We start from the raw sequence: 19,429 nt of genomic DNA on the forward strand, positions 1-19,429 counted from the left end.
GGGTCGTCCGGCCGCACGCCGATCGGGTCGTCCGGCCGCACGCCGATCGGGTCGTCCGGCCGCACGCCGATCGGGTCGTCCGGCCGCACGGCGATCGGGTCGTCCGGCCGCACGGCGATCGGGTCGTCCGGCCGCGCGGCGATCGGGTCGTCCGGCCGCGCGGCAACGGGGTCGTCCGGCCGTGCCTGAGCGAGGTCGTACGGGCGGACGAAGTCCTCGTCCTCGACGGGGAGCGCGCTCACGCGAACACCTCCAGGTGGATCGGGTGGGCCGGTGTGTCCGGCCGGGCCCCGAGCACCCGGCCAGGCATCACACACACGTGAACCGCAAGTGAGATCACCCTCGAATAGTGCTTTGAGGCCGTTTCGCCAACGGGTCTCTTCTGTTACCGCTGTGCTACATCACCCAGCCCGCGGGATTGATCACCGGACGGGTGGGAATCCTGCGGATGACGGCGCGACGAATCGGGGAGTTGCGGTGACAGTCCGGCCCATCCGTTTGTTCAGCGACCCTGTGCTCCGTTCGGTGGCGGAGCCGGTGCGCGATTTCGATCGTGAGCTGCGGGGGCTGGTGAAGTCCCTGACCGCGACCATCCGCGCGGGAGCCGGCCGAGCCGGTCTGGCCGCTCCGCAGATAGGGGTGCCGCTGCGCGTGCTCGCCTTCTCCTACGAGGGCAGGTCGGGTCACCTGGTCAACCCGAGGCTCGAGCTGTCGGAGCGGCGCATCACGGCCGACGAGGCCTGCCTGTCGGCTCCGGGCGTGTGGTGGCCGCTGGAACGCTCCTACCTGGTCACGGCGCGTGGCCGCGACATGTTCGGCAAGCCCGTGGTCGTGCGCGCGCTGGGCGTGCTGGCCAGGGTGCTGCAACACGAGAACGACCACCTCGACGGCGTGCTGTTCAGCGATCACCTCGAGGCGGACGAACGCGAGCGGTTCCTGGCCGCCGCCTTGCCCTCGGGTTGAGCGCGCCCCCGCGCGACCGGCCGCGCGGCGAGCGCGCGGCGTTGTGACGGATCGGCGCCACCCCAGATCCCGTAGGCCTGGCCGGTGCTGATGGCGTAGTCGAGGCAGGGCTGGCGCACCGGGCAGCCCTGGCAGATCGCCTTGGCGCGCTCCACCTGCTCCTGGCCCGGCCCTTCGGTCGAGATCGGGAAGAACAACTCCGGGTCCAGGGTCAGGCAGGCGGCTCCGCGCGACCAGTCGAACATCATCATGCCCGCCACGTCTACCCAGGCCTTTCGCGGTCATACCTGGCGAGTGTCGGCGCTTCGGCGGGCGCCGGGCCGATCATCACCAGCGGCTCCAGTCGGCCAGCCCGGTCCACAGCGCCGAGCCGGCCGCGGCGGCCGGGGCCGGCTGGCAGGTGTCGCCCCGCTGGGCGTCGCTCAGCACCCGGTCGACGGCCTCGGTCAGGTCGTCGGCCACCTCGGGGGCCTGCTGGATCTCCTCCTGCCGCGTCTCCCGTGTGGGCACCAGGATCCCGCGCGCCCCGGCGGCCCTGGCCGCCTCCATGTCCCTGCCGATGTCGCCGACCACCACGCAGTCGCGCGGGCTGACGTCCAGCACGGCGGCGGCCCTGATCAGCAGGCCGGGCGCGGGTTTGCGGCAGGTGCAGCCGTCGCCGTCGTCGTGGACGCAGATCGCCCACGCGTCGAACGGGCCGAGCAGCTCCTCCACCTTGGCGTTGACCTGATCCATCTCGTCGGGCGTGAGCAGCCCCCTGGCCACACCGGCCTGGTTCGTGACGACCGCCACCGGAACCTCGGCCCGGCGTAGCCGTACCAGCGCCTCGACCGCACCGGGCATGGGCTCCACCCGGTCCGGATCTCCGTTGTACGGGACGTTCCTGATCAGCGTCCCGTCACGGTCGAAGAGCACGGCACCTGGACGGCGTTGTTCGAACACCTCTCACCTCCGTTGAGCTGCCCGCCAGCTACCCGGAGCCCGCCCGCGCAAACAACCGCCGGCAGTGATCCGTGACCGCCGGATCCGCCTGTTTCCGCAGGTCCCCGGCTCCTTGATGTTTGGGGGCCGCTCCTGTCGGTAGCGACCCTCCAGTCTTGGGGGAGGACTTGGGGGAGGAAGAGATGAAGGCGCTGGTTACCGGCGGAGCCGGGTTCCTCGGTTCCTATCTGTGTGAACGCCTGCTGGACGCCGGAGCGGAAGTGGTCTGCATGGACAGCTTCCTCACCGGCGGGCCGCGCAACGTGGAGCACCTGATCGACCGGCCCGCTTTCCGGGTCATCGAGTGCGACCTGACCGGCTACGTGCACGTGCCCGACCGGCTGGACCTCGTGCTGCACTTCGCCTCGGCCGCCTCGCCCACCGACTACCTGCGCTACCCGATCGAGACGCTCCGGGTGGGCAGCGTCGGCACGCTGCACGCGCTGGGCCTGGCCAGGGAGAAGGGCGCCCGGTTCGTCCTGGCCTCGACCAGCGAGGTGTACGGCGACCCGCTGGAGCACCCGCAGCGGGAGACGTACTGGGGCAACGTCAACCCGGTCGGCCCGCGCAGCGTGTACGACGAGGCCAAGCGCTTCGCCGAGTCGCTGACCACCGCCTACCGCCACTCGCGCGCCACCGACACGGGCATCGTGCGGATCTTCAACACCTACGGCCCGCGCATGCGTCCCTACGACGGCCGGGCGATCCCGACGTTCATCAGGCAGGCGCTGACGGGCGAGCCGATCACGGTCACCGGCGACGGCTCGCAGAGCCGTTCCATCTGCTACGTGGACGACACGGTGTCGGGCATCCTCGCCATGGCCACCGGCGACTTCGGGGGCCCGGTCAACATCGGCAACCCGGACGAGCTGACCATGCTGGAGCTGGCCACGCTGATCAGGGAGCTGGCGGGGTCGTCCTCGCCGATCGAGTTCGTCGAGCGCCCGGCCGAGGATCCCATGATGCGCAGGCCCGACACGACGCTGGCCGCCGAGCGGCTGGGCTGGCGGGCCGTGGTCCCGGCGGCCGAGGGGCTGCGCCGTACCATCGACTGGTTCTCGGCGGAGTTGTCCGGGTTGTCCGGCGACAAGCGGCTGGAGCGGCTGGGCGCCTGAGCCCGCCGCCGGGGGGATCCGTCATGCCGAGGATCGCGATGATCGTGATCGACATGCTCAATCCGTATGGGCATCGGGATGCCGAGCGGCTCGAGCACGGGGTGGAGCCGATCGTGCCGCGGCTGGCCGAGCTGATCGGCCGGGCCCGCCGGCACGACGACGTGGAGCTGATCTACGTCAACGACAACCACGGCGACTTCTCGGCCACCCGCGACGACCTGGTTTCCAGGGCGCTGAGGGGGCGCCGCCCCGACCTGGTGGAGCCGGTCGCGCCACCGGACGACTGCGCGTTCCTGCCGAAGGTACGGCACAGCGTCTTCTACGGCACGGCCCTGGAGTATCTGCTGCGGCAGCTGGCCGTCGGCACCGTGCTGCTGACCGGGCAGGTGACCGAGCAGTGCGTGCTCTACAGCGCGCTCGACGCCTACGTCAGGCAGTTCGGCATCATGGTGCCGCCGGACTGCGTCGCGCCGATCCACGGCGATCTCGGCCGGGCCGCGCTGCGCATGATGGAGCGCAACATGTCGGCCGAGATCGTGCCCGCCCGCCGCTGCCTGCCCTAGAGGGCCGGCCCATCGGCCTGGAGCGCGACTCCGAGGAGGGCGTCGGCCAGGTCGCGGACCAGGCCGGGCGCCGTCTCGTCGGCGCCGCCGTGGCTGAGCGCCCGCTCGGCCCAGGCGTCGATCGCGGCCAGCGCTCCGGGCGCGTCGAGGTCGTCGGAGAGCCGCTCGCGCACCGTGGCCAGCAGCTCGTCGGCGGGCGGGGCGTCGGGGAGCGCCGTGGCCGCGCGCCAGCGGGCCAGCCTGTGCTCGGCCTCGGCCAGCTGGGCGGGGAGGTATTCCCAGTCGGCACGGTAGTGGTGGGCCAGCAGCACGAGCCGGACCGCCATCGGGTCGTGCTCGGCCCGCAGCCTGGACACGAACACCAGGTTGCCCTTGGACTTCGACATCTTCTCGCCGTCGAGCGCGACCATGCCGGCGTGCGTGTAGAACTTGGCGAACGGCCATTCGCCGGTCGCGGCGTGCCCTTCGGACGCGCCGCACTCGTGGTGGGGGAAGATCAGGTCGGAGCCGCCGCCCGCGACGTCGAAGCCGGAGCCCAGCCGGTCGAGCGCGATGCCGGTGCACTCGATGTGCCAGCCGGGCCGGCCTCTGCCCAACGGCGACTCCCAGGCCGGCTCACCCGGCCGTTCGGCCCGCCACAGCAGCCAGTCGAGCGGGTGGCGTTTGCCCGGCCTGTCAGGGTCGCCGCCACGCTCGGCGAACAGGGTGAGCATCCGTTCCTCGGCGTAGCCGGACACCTGACCGAACTTGGGCGCGTCGGCCGAGCTGAAGTAGACGTCGCCGTCGAGCACGTAGGTGAGGCCTTTGGCCGCCAGCCGCTCGACCAGGCCGGCGATCTGGCCGACGACCTCGGTGACGCCGACGTACTCGCGCGGGGGCAGGATGCGCAGCGCCTCCATGTCGGCGCGGAACAGCTCGGTCTCCCGCTCGGCCAGCTCCCGCCAGTCGACTCCGGTCTGCTGGGCGCGCTCCAGCAGCGGGTCGTCGACGTCGGTGGTGTTCTGCGTGTAGTGGACGTCGTGACCGGCGTCGCGCCACACCCTGCCGACCAGGTCGAAGGCGAGGTAGGTGTTGGCGTGGCCGAGGTGGGTGGCGTCGTAGGGGGTGATGCCGCAGACGTACATCCTGGCCGTGGGCCCGGGATCGGTCTGCCGTACCTGTCGTGCCGCGGTGTCGTGGAGTCGCAGCGGGACGCTCTCGCCGGGAAGCCTGGGAACCTTCGGGGCAGACCACGATCTCATAGCTTTGAGCCTATCTGTCCGGATCAGCGGTCAGGTCCGTGAACTCGTACGTCACGCCGCCCGGGTCCAGCTCGACCGTCATGACCGACAGGGACGCGAAGACCCTGCCGTCGGGCAGCTCGTGACGGACGATGAGCGCGCCGGGATCGTCGGAGGGCTCGCCGGTGATCAGCTCGCGCCAGTCGGCGCTGCTCTCGAACCTGGGCAGGAACCCGGCCACCCGCTCGCTGGCGGGGTCGAGGCCGGTGTTGACCACCATGCTGACGCCCTCGTCCAGCTCGGCCGTGGCGAGCCGGACGCCGTCCCAGCTGAACAGGCGAACCCCGGACGGCTCGGCGAGCACCAGGTGGAAGGGGTCGTAACCGGCGAGCGGGACCCGTGGCATGCCGCCGGTCGTGACCGCGCGGAGCGCCAGGTCGCCGCGGGAGATCCTGGCGGTCTCGGGGGCGGCCCTGCCCCGCCCGTTGAGCAGGGCGGCGGCGCGGCGGGCCGCCGGATGGACGGCCAGCCAGGTGCCGCCCGCCTTGAGGTCGAGTCCCCCGATCACGCCGGGGTATTCGGGCCAGTGCTCGCCCGGACCCTCCCATGGCCGGTCGGTGTGTTCGTCACGTACGCCCATCAGGGTCAGCGGTCGCCCCGTCTTCACGATCAGCGTGCACATGTGCCAAAGAGTAGTAAACCGGTTTAGATGGGCGGCCAGGGGATGGCAGGCCAGTCCTCCGACGGGTAGGGATGGACTCCGGTGTCGAGCAACCGCCTGACCCGCCGCCAGGTGGCCTCGACCTCGGCGAGCGACAGCAGCTCGCGCAGCCTGCGGCCCAGCGCGCCCGACTCGAGGTCGCGCTCCAGCTTGGCGAGCACGGCCACCGCCTCGCGTGCCAGCGGTTTGCCCCGCCACTGCCAGAGCACGGTGCGCAGTTTGTCCTCGACGGCGAAACAGACGCCGTGGTCGACCCCGAAGACGTGGCCGGTGGACAGGGGCAGCAGGTGGCCGCCCTTGCGGTCGGCGTTGTTGACCACGGCGTCGAACACCGCCATCCGGCGCACCACCGGGTTGCGGCTGCGGATCAGCCGTGTCAGGTCGATCTCGCGCTGGGTGTCGATCCACAGCTGGCACATGCCGGGCCCGAACGGGCCGTCGCGGTAGACGGTGGGCGGCACGATCTGCCAGCCGGTCGCCTGGGACACCTCGAACGCCGCCACCTCGCGGGCGGCCAGGGTGCCGTCGGGGAAGTCCCACAGCGGGCGCTCGCCGCGCACGGGCTTGTAGACGCAGGCGGCGGTCCGCCCGGCCAGCGTGACCGAGCAGTAGAGGGTCATGTTGGTGGCCTCGACCAGCCGCCCGGCCACCTCCAGGCGGCCGTCGCGCAGCAGGGTGAGCGCCCCCTCGGCCTCCATGGCCGACGGGGAGGATGGTCGGATGGCCGGCTCGCTCTCCGAGGCGCTCATGAAGCCGCTTCACCCCCGCGGTAGCCGTTGAGCCGGACACAGACGTGGCCTTCGGCGTCGAGCGGCTGCCCGCACAGGGGGCAGGGCGGCCGGCCCGCGGCGACGAGCCGGAGCGCCCGCTGGGTGAACGCCCGTGCGGCCCCGGCGCTGATGCGCACCCGGAGCACGGCCGGCTCGTCCGGATCGACGTCGTCGTCCTCGATGATCTCCTGCGCCTCGATGACCACCTGTGACGTCTCGGGATCCCAGGCCAGCGCCATGGTGCCGACCCGGAAGTCCTCGGCGAGCGGCACGTCAAGGGGGGCGTCGTCGGACAGGTCGGCGGGAGCCATGGCGGGCACGTGGGCGGTGCCCCCGCTGCGCCGCAGCACCTCGTCGAGCAGCTCGTCGAGCCGGCCCGCGAGCGCGGCCACCTGCAGCTTCTCCAGCGCGACAGTGGTCAGTCTGCCCTCGGCTCTGGCCTGCAGAAAGAAGGCCCGTGCACCCGGTTGCCCCAGGGCACCGGCCACGAACCTCTCCGGTGGGTCGTAGTCGAAGACCGGCATAGCCTGACCTTACGTGGTCCCGGGCCCGCCGCCGACGGCGGCATCGCTCCCGGTGATGTTTTCTCCCCCGTCTTTCTCCTCCGAATCCTCGGGAAGCCGCAATTCCCCCATATCGTTAAGTCGGAGAACAAAGGGACGCAAGGGGCTATAGCGAATCACGGTGAGGGCTCCCGGATCGGCGGTTATCCGCTGAAAGTGATCGAGGTGGAGCCCGAGAGCGTCGGCCACGATCGCCTTGATCACATCACCGTGACTGCACGCCAGGTAGACACCCTTCCCCCCGACGCGCTCGTTCCAGTCTCGGACCGCCTCCACCCCCCGCCGCTGCATGGCGGCCATGGACTCCCCGTCCGGGAACGTCACCGCGCTCGGATGCGCCTGCACCACCTGCCACAGCGGCTCCTTGGCCAGCTCGGCCAGCGGACGTCCGGTCCAGTCGCCGTAACCGCACTCGACGAACCGCTCGTCGGTCACCACCTCCATCCCCCGTTCCGCGGCGACGGCCTGCGCGGTCTCCTGGCAGCGTTCGAGCGGGCTGGAGACGACGGCGTCGAGCCGGACGCCCGCGATGCGCCGGGCGAGGGCCTCGGCCTGCCCCCGGCCGGCGTCGCTCAGCCGCACCCCCGGAGTGCGGCCGGCCAGGACGGGTCCGGTGAGCGCGGTGAGCCCATGACGGGCGAGAAGGAGGGTGGTCACGCACCAAGTGTCGCAGGCGTGGATCACGGCGTTCCAGCGGCCCGAGCGGTAACCTGGCGGGATCATGCAGCAACGCTATGTCGGCCGTAGCGGCCTGTCGGTGTCCCGTCTCGGGCTCGGCACGATGACCTGGGGGCGTGATACCGACGCCGACGACGCGTCGGTCCAGCTCCGGGCGTTCATGGACGCCGGCGGCACCCTCGTCGACACGGCCGACGTCTACACCGGCGGCGACGCCGAGCGGGTTCTCGGCCGGATGCTGCGCGACTCATTCCCCCGCTCGGAGCTGGTGATCTCCACCAAGGCGGTGGTGACCCCGGCGGGCCGCAGGCCCCGTGACGCCTCCCGGCGCCACCTGATCGCCGCGGTCGACGACTCCCTCAACCGGCTCGGCCTCGACTACGTCGACCTGTGGCAGCTGCACACCTACGACGAGGAGGTGCCCCTGGAGGAGACGCTGGCCGCGCTCGACGCGATCGTCTCCTCCGGCCGCGCGGTCTACGCGGGCGTCTGCGACTACACCGGCTGGCAGCTGGCCGCCGCCGGCGTCACCCAGCGGGCGATCCCCGGCCGGATCCCGATCACCTCCGCCCAGGTCGAATACTCGCTGCTGGCCCGCGAGCCGGAGCGCGAGCTGCTGCCCGCCGCCCATCACGTGGGGGCGGGCGTGCTGGCCTGGTCGCCGCTGGGCAGGGGCGTGCTGACCGGCAAATACCGCACGGGCATCCCGGCCGACTCGCGGGCCGCGACCCCGCACTTCGCCGAGTTCGTCAGGCCCTACCTCGACGAGCGGAGCCGCCGGGTGGTCGAGTCCGTCATGACCGCCGCCGACGGGCTCGGGGTGTCGCCGGTGGCGGTGGCCCTGTCGTGGGTACGCGATCAGCCGGGCGTGGCCTCGGCCATCGTCGGCGCCCGCACCTACGCCCAGCTCACCGGAGCGCTGCCCGCCGAGGACGTGGTGCTGCCGAGAGAGATCCGCGAGGCGCTGGACGACGTGTCCTCGATCGACTGACGGTGAAACGAGAACGGCACTCGCGTATCACTAGTCGATACCAAATCGCAACTTTCGCGAGAAACACCTGCCTCTTACCGCTGATGTCCGTAAAGATTTCCCCGAGGCGAATGCGGAAGGGGACTGATGGGGAGCAGGAGCGCGATCTCGGCCGGCGTCCTGGCGGTGACGCTGGCGGCGATCCCGCTGACCGCGCCACCCACGTCGGCGGCCGCCGCGGCCGCCGACTGCCCGAACGGAGGCGGCCTGCTCGGCGGCGTGACCGACGGTCTGTGCGACGTCGTCGACGTGGTCACCGGCACCGTCGACACGCTCACGGGCGACACGGTCAAGCCGGTCACCAAGGGCCTCAACGACACCACCGACGAGGTGCTCGGCACGGTGGGCAAGGTGGGGCCCACCGGCACTCCGTCCAGCGAGAACGCGCCCGAGCCGTCGCACGGCGCCACCCTGCTGCCCGAGACGCTCGGCAAGGTCTGCCTGCCCGTGCTGGCCTGCGGCGACCGCGACTCCGGCGACGAGGCCGCCCCCAAGCCGACGCCGAAGGTGTCCGACCCTGCTCCCGAGGCCACGGGCAGCGCCGACAAGCGGGCGCGCGAGGACGAGCGGGAGGACGCCACGGCGCCCACGACGGCGCCCACCATGGGGCCGACGCCGCCGCAGAGCGAGCCCTACCTGATGGACACCAGCGAGGATCCGGTCGCCGACGAGCCGACCGTCGACACCGACGACGCGCGCATCGACCTGCTGTGGCCGAATCCGTTCGCGCGGGAGCTGTCGGTGCCGATGCGCGAGCGGGTGGTGCGGCCGAGCGGCCCGGCGTCCGACGTGGTCGGCACCGGGCTGACGATCGCGCTCCTGGCCTCGGCCATCGCCGCCACCCGCATCGTGCAGCAGCGGCGGCAGCGCAGCGAGCGATCCGACTCGATCCCGTTCGAACCGGTCCGGGCGGCCGGCGGCCGGCACCGCCTGGCCTGACGCGCAGAAGTCTGACGCGCAGGGGCCTCGGCGCCGATCCGCGACGGTGACCCGAGACGGTGACCCCAGGCAGCGGGCACGGACGGGCGGCCGATCGCGGAAAGGGTCAGCCGCCGACCGCGTGGACACCGCCGTCCACGTGGACGATCTCGCCCGTGGTGGCGGGGAACCAGTCGGACATCAGCGCCACGCACGCCTTCGCGGCCGGGATCGTGTCGGCGAGGTCCCAGCCGAGCGGGGCCTTGGCCGGCCAGCTGTCCTCGAACTCCTTGAAGCCCGGGATCGACTTGGCCGCCATCGTGCGCAGCGGCCCGGCGGCGACCAGGTTGACCCTGATGCCCTGCTTGCCGAGATCGCGCGCGAGATAGCGGGAGGCCGACTCGAGACCGGCCTTGGCCACGCCCATCCAGTCGTAGACCGGCCACGCCTTGGAGGCGTCGAAGTCGAGGCCGACGACCGCGCCCCCCTCCTTCATCAGCGGCAGGCACGCGACGGCCAGCGACTTGAACGAGTAGGTGGACACGTGCAGGGCGGTCGAGACGTCCTCCCACGAGGTGTTGAGGAAGTTGCCGCCGAGGGCGGTCTGCGGGGCGAACCCGATCGAGTGGACGACGCCGTCGAGGCCCTCGACGTGTTCGCCGACCCTGGCGGCCAGGGTGTCGAGGTGGTCGGTGTCCTGGACGTCGAGCTCCAGCACCGGCGCCGGCGCGGGCAGCCGCTTGGCGATGCGCTCGACCAGGCTCAGCCGGCCGAACCCGGTGAGCACCACGGTGGCGCCCTCCTCCTGGGCCAGTTTGGCGACCGAGAACGCGATCGACGCGTCGGTCAGCACCCCGGTCACGAGGATCCGCTTGCCTTCGAGAATGCCCACGTCAGTGCCCCATTCCGAGTCCGCCGTCGACGGGGATCACGGCCCCGGTGATGTAGGAGGCGTCGTCGCTCGCCAGGAAACGGACGACACGCGCGACCTCGCCGGGCGACGCCTGCCGCCCGAGCGGGATGTTCTTCACGATGGCCTCGGTGTCGAGGTCGGCCGTCATGTCGGTGGCCACGAACCCCGGCGAGACCACGTTGACGGTGATGCCGCGCGAGCCGTACTCGCGGGCCATGGAGCGGGCGAAGCCGATCAGCCCGGCCTTCGAGGCGGCGTAGTTGGTCTGGCCCGCCTGGCCGAGCATCGCGATGACGGAGGAGACCAGGATGACCCGGCCCCGCTTGAGCTTCATCATAGGCCTGATGGCCCGCTTGGCGACCCGGTAGGCGCCGGTCAGGTTGGCGTCGACGACGTCGGTGAAGGTCTCTTCCTTCATCATCGCCAGCAAGGTGTCCTTGGTGATGCCGGCGTTGGAGACGAGGACCTCGACCGGCCCCTGCTCCGCCTCGACCTTGTCGAAGGCGGCCTCGACGTCGGCCATGCTGGTCACGTCGCACCGGACGCCGAACAACCCCTCGGGAGGCTCTCCGGATCGGTAGGTGACCGCGACGGCGTCGCCGTGCGCGGCGAGTTCACGGGCGATCGCGAGGCCTATGCCGCGATTGCCCCCGGTGACGAGTACTGAGCGTGCCATGACACATGACGCTATCCCCTACCGGCCGGTATCCGCTTATCCGGGTGACACAAGATCACGGGGTTAGGATCGTGGACATGCGCCAGATCGATCCCGATTTCCTGGAGCTGCCGCTGCGGCAGCTGGCGGAAGCCGCCCTGCAAAAAGCTCGTGACCTGGGCGCCGAGCACGCCGACTTCCGGCTGGAACGCGTCAGAGCCGAGACGCTCAGCCTCTACGACACCCGGCTCGAAGGCGCCATGGACGCCGACGACCTGGGCTACGCGGTCCGCGTCGTCAAGGGCGGCACCTGGGGGTTCGCCGCGGGCATCCACCTGACCCCGGAGGCCGCCGCGCGGGTGGCCGAGCAGGCGGTGCGGGTGGCGGAGGTGAGCGCTCCCATCAACAGGGAGCCCATCGAGCTGGCGCCCGAGCCGGTGCACGCCGACGTCACGTGGGTCTCCTCCTACGACGTCGACCCGTTCTCGGTGCCGTCGGCCGACAAGGTGACGCTGCTGGCCGACTGGTCGGCCGGGCTGCTCAAGGGCGCCGACCACGTCTCGGCCCGGCTGCACCAGGTCAAGGAGCAGAAGTTCTACGCCGACACGGCCGGCACCGTCACCACCCAGCAGCGGGTGCGGGTGCACCCGAGGCTCAACGCGATGAAGGCGGCCGACGGCGGCTTCGACGACATGTCGACGATCGCGCCGCCGGTGGGCCGGGGGTACGAATACCTGACGGGCACGGGCTGGGACTGGCCGGCCGAGCTGGCCCAGCTGCCCGAGCTGCTGGCGGAGAAGCTGGCGGCGCCGTCGGTGGAGGCGGGCGACTACGACCTGGTGATCCACCCGTCCAACCTGTGGCTGACCATCCACGAGTCGATCGGCCACGCCACCGAGCTCGACCGGGCGCTCGGCTACGAGGCCGCCTACGCCGGCACCAGCTTCGCCACCTTCGACCAGCTGGGCAAGCTCGTCTACGGCTCGCCGGTGCTGAACGTGACCGGTGACCGCACCGTCGAGCACGGCCTGGCGACGGTCGGGTTCGACGACGAGGGCGTGCGGGGCCAGAGCTTCGACATCGTCCGCGGCGGCATCCTGACCGGCTACCAGCTCGACCGGCGCATGGCGCTGATGAAGGGGTTCGGCCGCTCCAACGGGTGCGCGTTCGCCGACTCCCCCGGCCACATGCCGATCCAGCGCATGGCCAACGTCTCGCTGGCCGCGGCGCCCGGCGGCCCGTCCACCGAGGAGCTGATCTCGGGCGTCGAGCGGGGCCTCTACATCGTGGGCGACAAGAGCTGGTCGATCGACATGCAGCGTCACAACTTCCAGTTCACCGGCCAGCGGGCCTACCGGATCTCGCACGGCCGGCTGGCCGGGCAGGTCCGCGACTTCGCCTACCAGGCGACCACGACGGACTTCTGGCAGTCCATGGAGGCGGTCGGCGGGCCGCAGACCTACGTGCTCGGCGGCGCCTTCAACTGCGGCAAGGGCCAGCCGGGCCAGGTCGCGCCGGTCAGCCACGGCTGCCCCTCGGGGCTGTTTCGCGACGTCCGGATCCTCAACACGGTGCAGGAGGGCGGCAAGTGAGCGAGCGCGGATTCGCGGGGGGCGCCACGGCCTCCCCGCAGGAGATGGTGGAAAGGGCCCTGGAGCTCTCCACGGCCGACGGGTGCGTCGTGCTCGCCGACGAGGGCTCCACGGCCAACCTGCGTTTCGCGGGCAACACGCTCACCACCAACGGTGTCGCCCGTTCCGCGCAGCTGACCGTGATCTCGATCATGGGCGAGGGGGTCGGCGTGGTCTCCCGGGCCTCCGTACGACCGGAGCAGCTCGCCGACGTGGTCGCCGCGGCCGACCGGGCGGCCCGCGAGGCGCAACCCGCAGAGGACGCCCGGCCGCTGGTCGAGGGCGTGCCGGCGAGCGATGCCTGGGACGAGCCGGCGACGCCCACCGACATCGGGGTGTTCGAGCGCTTCGCGCCGGCGCTGGGCGACGCGTTCGCCGCCGCCGAGTCGGGCGGCCGCAAGCTCTACGGCTTCGCCGAGCACTCGCGCACGACGACCTTCCTCGGCACGTCCGCCGGGTTGCGGCTGCGCCACGACCAGCCGTCCGGGCGGCTGGAGCTCAACGCCAAGTCCGCCGACCTGAAGCGTTCGGCCTGGACGGGCGTGGCGACGCGCGACTTCTCCGACGTCGACGTGGCCGTGCTCGACGCGTCGCTGGCGCAGCGGCTCGACTGGGCCAAGAACCGCGTCGACCTGCCGGCCGGCCGTTACGAGACGCTGCTGCCGCCGAGCGCGGTGGCCGACCTGATGATCTACATGTTCTGGTCGTCGGGAGCCCGTGACGCGCTCGACGGCCGTTCGGTGTTCGCCAAGCCCGGCGGCGGCACCCGGGTGGGCGAGCAGCTGGCCGGCCTGCCGGTGACGTTGTCCGGCGACCCGTCCGCGCCGGGCATCGAGTGCGCGCCGTTCGTGATCGCGCACGCCTCCGGCCGCGAGACCTCCGTCTTCGACAACGGGCTGCCGCTGGCCCCGACCGACTGGATCAGAGACGGCAGGCTGGAGGCGCTGCTGCAGACCCGCTACTCCGCCGAGCTCAGCGGGCTGCCGGCGACGCCGACGATCGACAACCTGATCATGCGGGGTCCCGGCGACGGGCGGTCGCTGGAGGAGATGATCGCCTCCACCCAGCACGGCCTGCTGCTCACCTGCCTGTGGTACATCCGCGAGGTCGACCCGCAGACCCTGCTCGTGACCGGCCTGACCCGCGACGGCGTCTACCTGGTCGAGCACGGCGAGGTGGTGGGCGAGGTCAACAACTTCAGGTTCAACGAGAGCCCCGTCGACCTGCTCGGCCGGCTGAGCGAGGTCGGCGCCGCCGTGCAGACGCTGCCTCGCGAGTGGAACGACTACTGGACCCGTACGGTGATGCCGGCCGTGCGGGTGCCCGACTTCAACATGTCGACGGTCAGCCAGGCGAGCTGATCGCCGGCTCGATCACCCGGTCCCACCGCCGGCCGGGGACGAGCCGGGCGGTGCCGGCTTTCAGGTCGTAGACGACCGACCAGCGGGTGTGCGGCTGCGCGACCCGGCGCAGCAGGCCGAGGGCGTCGGCTTCGGTGCCGATGCCCTCGGTGAGCGTGCGGTAGCGGGGGTCGGCCAGGCGGGTGTCGCGGCTCGCGCCGGTCATCGTGATGTTGGTGAGCACGCGGTCGTCGATGACGTTCAGCCGGCCGTCGCCGTACTCGACGACGGCCGACCGGCCCGAGCGGTCGCCGATCAGGTAGTGGACCTGCGGGCCGCCGGAGAAGTCGAGGTCGTAGCGGCGCATGAGGGCGACGGCCTCGTCCACGGTGGCCGCCCGGTCGAGGAGGATCCGCATGATCCGCGCGCTGCCGACGACGGGGCGGCCGGGCGTGCGGGCGGGCGGCAGGGCGTCGGGCGTCTGGGCCAGGCCGACCGCCAGGCCCTTCTCGTTCATGCCGTCGAACGGGACCAGCACGGCGTGCGCCAGCCGCCGCCGGTCGCCGGGGTCGTCCAGGTCTGGGGCTCTCTGGTCGCCGAGGACGTACGAGACGTCGGAGATCGACAGGGAGGCGTAGCCGCCCGGCGGGCGGGCGTGCACCACCATGGCCGGGTGGGGGTCCCAGTCGAAATTGCGGCCGAACTCCGTGCCGCGCAGGAACAGCGAGCAGGCGAAGGCGTCGTCGCGGCGGGCCAGCTCCTGCTCGGTGAGCGGCGCCTCGGCGTCGTAGCCGCCGTGGAAGGTCATCTCGTACAGAGGCAGGTCGTCGAGCCGGCGCAGGCTCGCCGCCGTACGGGCCGCCTCCTCGGCGCTCTGGCGCAGGACGGGGCGCGGCTCCGGCCCTGACGCCGGCCGCGGCGGCGACGGGGCCGCCGCGCAGGCGGCGAGCAGGGTCAGGACCAGCAGGATCGGGACGAGCGCCGGCAGGATCCCCGTGGTACGGCTGCGCATGAGCGCAGTGTGGCGCGCCGCGCCGCGCCTGTCACGTTCCGCACGGAATCGTGGCAGAACGCGGAGCTCAGGCGTCCTCGAGGCGGAAGCCCACCTTCATCCCCACCTGGAAGTGGGCGACCTCTCCCGCGTCGATGTGCCCGCGGACCTCCGTCACCTCGAACCAGTCGAGGTGACGCAGCGTCTCGGACGCGCGCCTGATGCCGTTGCGGATGGCCTGGTCAACGCTCTCCCCCGACGTCCCGACTATCTCGGTGACCCGGTACGTTCGATCCGTCATCTCCACATCTCCTTACTAGAAGGCCATGATCGCATGACTCGCCGTACCCCTCCGGCAGGCGGTCGCAGCCTGCCCGTCGGAGGTCTAGCGTGGTAGGCATGAAGTGGTGGCGCAGAAAACAGGACGTCCACCAGGTCACTGACGCCAAACCCTCACTGACGGCGGACATCCGCCGCCGAGAGGTCAGCTACCTCATCAAGATGGGGATTCGCACGCTCTGCCTGATCCTGGCGGTGGTGGTGCCGGTGCCGTGGCCCTATCGGCTGCTGTTCATCGCGGGCGCCGTTTTTTTGCCATACATAGCCGTAATCGGGGCCAATGAGAGGGGCGCGGAGGTGCCACCTCCCACCTTTCACACACCCGAGGCTAACCAAAGCGAGATACCAAGGCACCGACGCGAGATCGGGTCGTGACTAAGTCTTGACGCATCCCATGGGTTGTAGGTGTACGCTTTAGCCAAGCGCTCCGGTCCCCCGTCGGAGTGCTGGTGCCGGCGTTCCGGGCCCCCGTCGGAACGCCGATGAAGCGACGCCGGGTGGTTTGCCCCCGTAACCACCCGGCGTCGCCCCTTTCCTGGGGAAACCTTTGTCTTTGGATGATCAGTCCGACAGCGGTGACCCGATTCGATAGGGCGTCTTTCCCGAAATCGTTTACGCTCCAACGCGTTCGGAATTCCCAGGAAATCTTCAGCTTCACGCAGAGGTTGACATCACGAGTTCGTCGGAGTGTCAGTCGTCGGTCAGCGTCTCGGCGGTGGCCTGCGCCCAGTTGCCGGCCAGGGTGGTCAGCCGGGCCACGGCGTCCGCCGGGGCGGTGCCGGAGCCCTCGGCGAGCCCCAGCAGATAGGCGGTCAGCGGCGCGGCGGGCCGGGCCACCCCGTGCGCCACCTCCTTGGTGAGGTCGAGGATCGCGTCGCGGTCGACGCGTGCGGGGTCGATGCCCAGCTCCTTGCAGGCCAGCGCGGTCCACTCGTTGAGCACGTTCATGTGAGCCTCCTTGAGATCGTCCATTGTGTCGCAGTCGAACGACGCCCTGCCGGGCAACGGCACCCGGCCGGCGACCAGTGGCCCGAGCAGCCCGCGCAGCGACCGCCCGTCGTAACCGTCCAGTGCCGCTCGCAGCGGCGCGACCCGCCACACGCCCAGCAGCCACTGCTCCCGCCCGCCGGCGTCGACGGCCACGACGCCGCCCGCGCCGGGTGTCCGCGCCTCCAGCAGCGGCGTCAGATGGGCGGGCGCCAGGAACGGCAGGTCTCCGGCCAGCAGCACCACCCAGGGCGCAGTGACCTCGCGCAGCCCGGCCCGCAGCGCGGGCACCGGCCCGCCGCCCGGAGGGTCCTCCCGTGCGGACACCACCCCGGCCAGCCGCCGCTCGGGCCCGACCACGACGACCCGCAGAGCGCCGGGAACGGCCGCCACGACCCGCTCGACCATCGTCCGGCCGCCCACGGCCAGGCCGGGTTTGTCCACCCCGCCGAGCCGGCGCGCCTGCCCTCCCGCCAGGATCACCGCGTCGTAGCCGCCGCTCACGCGCTCACCGTCCGTCGCACCGGCACAGGTCGCCACAGGCCGCGAACGGTCAGCCGCCGATGGCCGACATCGGCCGGGAGGGCTGCAGGAACGACGGATCGTCGATGCCGTGGCCGGCGCGTTTGCGTGACACGGCGGAGATCCAGCGCTCGGCCAGCTCGTCGTCCGAGGCGCCCGCGCGCAGGGCGGTCTTCAGGTCGGACTCCTCGGTGGCGAACAGGCAGTTGCGGATCTGCCCGTCCGCGGTGAGACGTACGCGGTCACAGGAGCCGCAGAACGGGCGGGTCACCGAGCCGATCACGCCGACCCGAGCGGGACCTCCGTCGACCAGGAACCGCTCCGCGGGGGCGCTGCCGCGCTCCTCCAGGTCGTCGGGGGTGAGCTCGAACGAGGCGGACAGCGAGGCGAGGATCTCGTCGGCGGTCACCATGCCCTCGCGGGTCCAGCCGTGCTGGGCGTCGAGCGGCATCTGCTCGATGAAGCGCAGCTCGTAGCCCCGCTCCAGGCACCAGCGGAGCAGGCTCACGGCCTCGTGGTCGTTGACGCCGCGCATCAGCACGGTGTTGACCTTGACGGGACGCAGGCCGGCCTCCTCGGCGGCGGCCAGGCCGGCGATCACGTCACCGAACCTGTCTCGGTGCGCGAGCCGCTTGAACACCTCGCGGTCGAGCGTGTCGAGTGAGACGTTGACCCGGTCGAGCCCGGCCTCGGCGAGCGGACCGGCCAGCTTGGCCAGGCCGATGCCGTTGGTGGTCAGCGAGACCTGCGGCCCGGGGCCGAGCGCGGTGGTGCGGCCGACGATGTCGACCAGCTCGCGGCGGAGCAACGGCTCGCCGCCGGTGTAGCGGACCTCGGTGATGCCGAGGCGTTCGACGCCGATCGTGACCAGCCGGACGACCTCGTCGGCGGTGAGCAGCTGGGCGTTGGGCAGCCACTCCAGTCCTTCGGGAGGCATGCAGTAGGCGCAGCGCAGATTGCACTTGTCCGTGAGGGACACCCGAAGATCAGTCGCCACCCGTCCGAACGAGTCTCGCAACATGGGGCGTCACCTCCTGTTCCGAATGGCCAGACGGCCAGCCTACGTGGCGCGCCGGCCGGCCCTCGAAGCCCGGGGTCAGCCGGGCGTCGACATCCGCCGAGCGGACGTGACCCCACCCTAGATCACCCTCGGGCACGGCACGCGGCCCGCCCGCCGCCCGCGCCGAGGGGGGGCGCCGAGCGGGGGGACAATGCAGGGGCGGGACCGATAAATGAGTGGGGATCCGCTCCAAGATCGCACAAACTGGATCATGTCCACGTAAGGAGATCCAGATCATGCCGAACCAGCCCGCACCGAACCTGCTGTCCTGGGCCAGTGAGATCGACGAAGGTGCGATCACGCAGGCCGCGCGCACCGCCCGCCTGCCGTTCGTGTCCGGCCACGTCGCTCTCATGCCGGACGCGCACGTCGGCATCGGGGCAACGGTCGGCTCGGTGATCCCCACCGAGGGAGCCATCATCCCGGCCGCCGTGGGCGTCGACATCGGCTGCGGCATGGTCGCCACCGAGACGACCCTGACGGCCGCGGACCTGCCCGACGACCTCGGCCCGCTGATGCCGCTGGTCGAGCGGCGCATCCCGGCCGGCGTCGGCAAGGGCCACGACGACCCGGCCCTCGACCGGGCGCTGAGCGACCTCGGCCGGCCGCACACCAGCCTCACGCCCCAGCAGGAGAAGAAGGTGTCGACGCAGTTCGGCACCCTCGGCTCGGGCAACCACTTCGTCGAGGTCTGCCTGGACGAGCGCGACCGGGTGTGGACGGTGCTGCACTCGGGCTCGCGCGGCATCGGCAACCAGCTGGCCGTCAAGCACATCGCCGACGCCAAGCGGCTGATGCGCCGCCAGGCGGTCGGCCTGGAGGATCCCGACCTGGCGTACCTGGTGCAGAACACGCCGGAGTTCACCGCGTACATCGAGGACATGCTGTGGGCGCAGCGCTACGCGATGGCCTCGCGCGCGCGGATGGACCGGGTGCTCAGCAACGCGCTGTTCCGCGTCGCCGGCCAGGGCGCCCGCGTCCGCACGATCAACTGCCATCACAACTTCACCCAGCAGGAGATCCACGGCGGCAAGGAGCTGTGGATCACCCGGAAGGGGGCCATCAAGGCCGACACCGGCGACGAGGGCGTGATCCCGGGCTCGATGGGGACCCGCTCCTACATCGTGCGCGGGCGCGGCAACCCCGACTCCTACAACTCCTGCTCTCACGGGGCGGGTCGGCGCATGTCGCGGAGCAGGGCCAAGCGGCAGCTGTCGGCGGCCTCGCTCACCGAGGCGATGCGGGGCCGCACCTGGAACTCCGGCCGGGCGGCCGCGCTGGTGGACGAGCACCCCGACGCCTACAAGCCGATCGATCAGGTCATGGCCGACCAGCAGGATCTGGTCGAGGTGCGGCACACGCTCAGCCAGGTGTTCAACTACAAGGGCTGATATCTACAAGGGCTGACATCGCTCCTGCGCGGTGGCTCAGTCTTCACTCCTGGGCCACCGCGGCGATCTACCGTACGC

The 19,429-nt window shown here is 71.5% G+C and carries 22 protein-coding genes and 1 pseudogene; 9 read left to right on the top strand and 14 right to left on the bottom strand.

Annotated elements, in window-relative coordinates; translation table 11 throughout:
* A pseudogene (locus tag AB0C16_RS25315) lies at nt 1–242 on the bottom strand (hypothetical protein); the annotation flags it as partial.
* Between the two features lie 295 nt (nt 243–537).
* Here AB0C16_RS25315 and AB0C16_RS25320 point away from each other — a divergent pair.
* A complete protein-coding gene (locus tag AB0C16_RS25320) occupies nt 538–963 on the top strand; it encodes a peptide deformylase (protein WP_357686391.1) in 426 nt (141 codons plus the stop codon).
* Here the strand turns inward: AB0C16_RS25320 and AB0C16_RS25325 are convergent.
* Nucleotides 906–1,208: a WhiB family transcriptional regulator gene (locus tag AB0C16_RS25325; protein WP_357686481.1), complete on the bottom strand. Its 303-nt coding sequence runs from the start codon at nt 1,206–1,208 to the stop codon at nt 906–908. The two genes, AB0C16_RS25320 and AB0C16_RS25325, sit on opposite strands and share 58 nt — an antisense overlap.
* An 82-nt stretch (nt 1,209–1,290) precedes the next feature.
* The gene (locus tag AB0C16_RS25330) at nt 1,291–1,905 is read right to left on the bottom strand and encodes an HAD family hydrolase (RefSeq protein WP_357686392.1); all 615 of its coding nucleotides are present in this window, start codon (nt 1,903–1,905) and stop codon (nt 1,291–1,293) included.
* Nucleotides 1,906–2,087: 182 nt separating this feature from the next.
* Here AB0C16_RS25330 and AB0C16_RS25335 point away from each other — a divergent pair, with 182 nt between their 5' ends.
* Both AB0C16_RS25335 and AB0C16_RS25340 read left to right on the top strand, forming a co-directional pair.
* Nucleotides 2,088–3,059: a UDP-glucuronic acid decarboxylase family protein gene (locus AB0C16_RS25335; RefSeq protein ID WP_357686393.1), complete on the top strand. Its 972-nt coding sequence runs from the start codon at nt 2,088–2,090 to the stop codon at nt 3,057–3,059.
* Between the two features lie 23 nt (nt 3,060–3,082).
* Nucleotides 3,083–3,622 carry an isochorismatase family cysteine hydrolase gene (locus AB0C16_RS25340; RefSeq protein ID WP_357686394.1) on the top strand — a complete coding sequence of 180 codons (540 nt, stop codon included), beginning with the start codon at nt 3,083–3,085 and terminating at the stop codon, nt 3,620–3,622.
* Here AB0C16_RS25340 and mshC read toward each other — a convergent pair.
* From mshC to AB0C16_RS25365, 5 genes are read right to left on the bottom strand one after another with little or no spacing between them, the layout of a single operon-like run.
* Complete coding sequence (mshC, locus tag AB0C16_RS25345; protein ID WP_357686395.1) at nt 3,619–4,863, bottom strand: cysteine--1-D-myo-inosityl 2-amino-2-deoxy-alpha-D-glucopyranoside ligase; 1,245 nt, start codon at nt 4,861–4,863, stop codon at nt 3,619–3,621. The two genes, AB0C16_RS25340 and mshC, sit on opposite strands and share 4 nt — an antisense overlap.
* Before the next feature lie 10 nt (nt 4,864–4,873).
* Nucleotides 4,874–5,524, bottom strand: a complete 651-nt coding sequence (locus AB0C16_RS25350) for an NRDE family protein (RefSeq protein WP_357686396.1) — start codon at nt 5,522–5,524, stop codon at nt 4,874–4,876.
* Between the two features lie 23 nt (nt 5,525–5,547).
* Nucleotides 5,548–6,312, bottom strand: a complete 765-nt coding sequence (locus AB0C16_RS25355; protein ID WP_357686397.1) for an SCO1664 family protein — start codon at nt 6,310–6,312, stop codon at nt 5,548–5,550.
* Nucleotides 6,309–6,857: a DUF3090 domain-containing protein gene (locus tag AB0C16_RS25360; RefSeq protein ID WP_357686398.1), complete on the bottom strand. Its 549-nt coding sequence runs from the start codon at nt 6,855–6,857 to the stop codon at nt 6,309–6,311. Before AB0C16_RS25360 ends, AB0C16_RS25355 begins: the two co-directional genes overlap by 4 nt.
* A 9-nt stretch (nt 6,858–6,866) precedes the next feature.
* Nucleotides 6,867–7,553 (bottom strand): MSMEG_4193 family putative phosphomutase, encoded by a 687-nt coding sequence (locus AB0C16_RS25365; protein ID WP_357686482.1) that lies wholly within the window; start codon nt 7,551–7,553, stop codon nt 6,867–6,869.
* Between the two features lie 64 nt (nt 7,554–7,617).
* Here AB0C16_RS25365 and AB0C16_RS25370 point away from each other — a divergent pair, with 64 nt between their 5' ends.
* Together AB0C16_RS25370 and AB0C16_RS25375 are read left to right on the top strand one after the other, a co-directional pair.
* Nucleotides 7,618–8,565 (top strand): aldo/keto reductase, encoded by a 948-nt coding sequence (locus AB0C16_RS25370; RefSeq protein WP_357686399.1) that lies wholly within the window; start codon nt 7,618–7,620, stop codon nt 8,563–8,565.
* Between the two features lie 126 nt (nt 8,566–8,691).
* Nucleotides 8,692–9,543: a hypothetical protein gene (locus AB0C16_RS25375; protein WP_357686400.1), complete on the top strand. Its 852-nt coding sequence runs from the start codon at nt 8,692–8,694 to the stop codon at nt 9,541–9,543.
* A gap of 106 nt (nt 9,544–9,649) precedes the next feature.
* Here the strand turns inward: AB0C16_RS25375 and fabI are convergent, their stop codons facing one another.
* Both fabI and fabG read right to left on the bottom strand, forming a co-directional pair.
* A complete protein-coding gene (gene fabI / locus AB0C16_RS25380; protein WP_357686401.1) occupies nt 9,650–10,414 on the bottom strand; it encodes an enoyl-ACP reductase FabI in 765 nt (254 codons plus the stop codon).
* 1 nt (nt 10,415) lies between these two features.
* Complete coding sequence (fabG, locus tag AB0C16_RS25385; protein WP_357686402.1) at nt 10,416–11,111, bottom strand: 3-oxoacyl-ACP reductase FabG; 696 nt, start codon at nt 11,109–11,111, stop codon at nt 10,416–10,418.
* A 77-nt stretch (nt 11,112–11,188) separates the two neighbouring features.
* Between fabG and AB0C16_RS25390 the strand changes: the two genes are divergently transcribed.
* Nucleotides 11,189–12,682: a TldD/PmbA family protein gene (locus AB0C16_RS25390; protein WP_357686403.1), complete on the top strand. Its 1,494-nt coding sequence runs from the start codon at nt 11,189–11,191 to the stop codon at nt 12,680–12,682.
* 44 nt (nt 12,683–12,726) lie between these two features.
* On the top strand, nt 12,727–14,082 hold the full coding sequence (locus tag AB0C16_RS25395; protein ID WP_357686483.1) for a metallopeptidase TldD-related protein: 1,356 nt from the start codon (nt 12,727–12,729) through the stop codon (nt 14,080–14,082).
* Here AB0C16_RS25395 and AB0C16_RS25400 read toward each other — a convergent pair.
* The gene (locus tag AB0C16_RS25400) at nt 14,066–15,073 is read right to left on the bottom strand and encodes a linear amide C-N hydrolase (protein ID WP_357686404.1); all 1,008 of its coding nucleotides are present in this window, start codon (nt 15,071–15,073) and stop codon (nt 14,066–14,068) included. The two genes, AB0C16_RS25395 and AB0C16_RS25400, sit on opposite strands and share 17 nt — an antisense overlap.
* A 67-nt stretch (nt 15,074–15,140) precedes the next feature.
* Entirely contained in the window at nt 15,141–15,353 is a 213-nt protein-coding gene (locus AB0C16_RS25405; RefSeq protein ID WP_357686405.1) for a dodecin, read from the bottom strand.
* A gap of 98 nt (nt 15,354–15,451) precedes the next feature.
* Between AB0C16_RS25405 and AB0C16_RS25410 the strand changes: the two genes are divergently transcribed.
* Nucleotides 15,452–15,766 carry a DUF3099 domain-containing protein gene (locus AB0C16_RS25410; protein WP_357686406.1) on the top strand — a complete coding sequence of 105 codons (315 nt, stop codon included), beginning with the start codon at nt 15,452–15,454 and terminating at the stop codon, nt 15,764–15,766.
* Between the two features lie 315 nt (nt 15,767–16,081).
* Here the strand turns inward: AB0C16_RS25410 and AB0C16_RS25415 are convergent, their stop codons facing one another.
* Nucleotides 16,082–16,882 carry an NTP transferase domain-containing protein gene (locus AB0C16_RS25415; RefSeq protein WP_357686407.1) on the bottom strand — a complete coding sequence of 267 codons (801 nt, stop codon included), beginning with the start codon at nt 16,880–16,882 and terminating at the stop codon, nt 16,082–16,084.
* A gap of 49 nt (nt 16,883–16,931) precedes the next feature.
* Entirely contained in the window at nt 16,932–17,921 is a 990-nt protein-coding gene (gene moaA, locus AB0C16_RS25420; protein ID WP_357686408.1) for a GTP 3',8-cyclase MoaA, read from the bottom strand.
* Nucleotides 17,922–18,196: 275 nt separating this feature from the next.
* On the opposite strand from moaA, the gene AB0C16_RS25425 reads away from it, so the two are divergent.
* A complete protein-coding gene (locus AB0C16_RS25425; RefSeq protein ID WP_357686409.1) occupies nt 18,197–19,351 on the top strand; it encodes an RtcB family protein in 1,155 nt (384 codons plus the stop codon).
* Nucleotides 19,352–19,429 lie beyond the last annotated feature (78 nt).

Source organism: Nonomuraea sp. NPDC048916 (assembly GCF_040649575.1).
In the GTDB taxonomy this organism is placed as follows: Bacteria; Actinomycetota; Actinomycetes; order Streptosporangiales; family Streptosporangiaceae; genus Nonomuraea.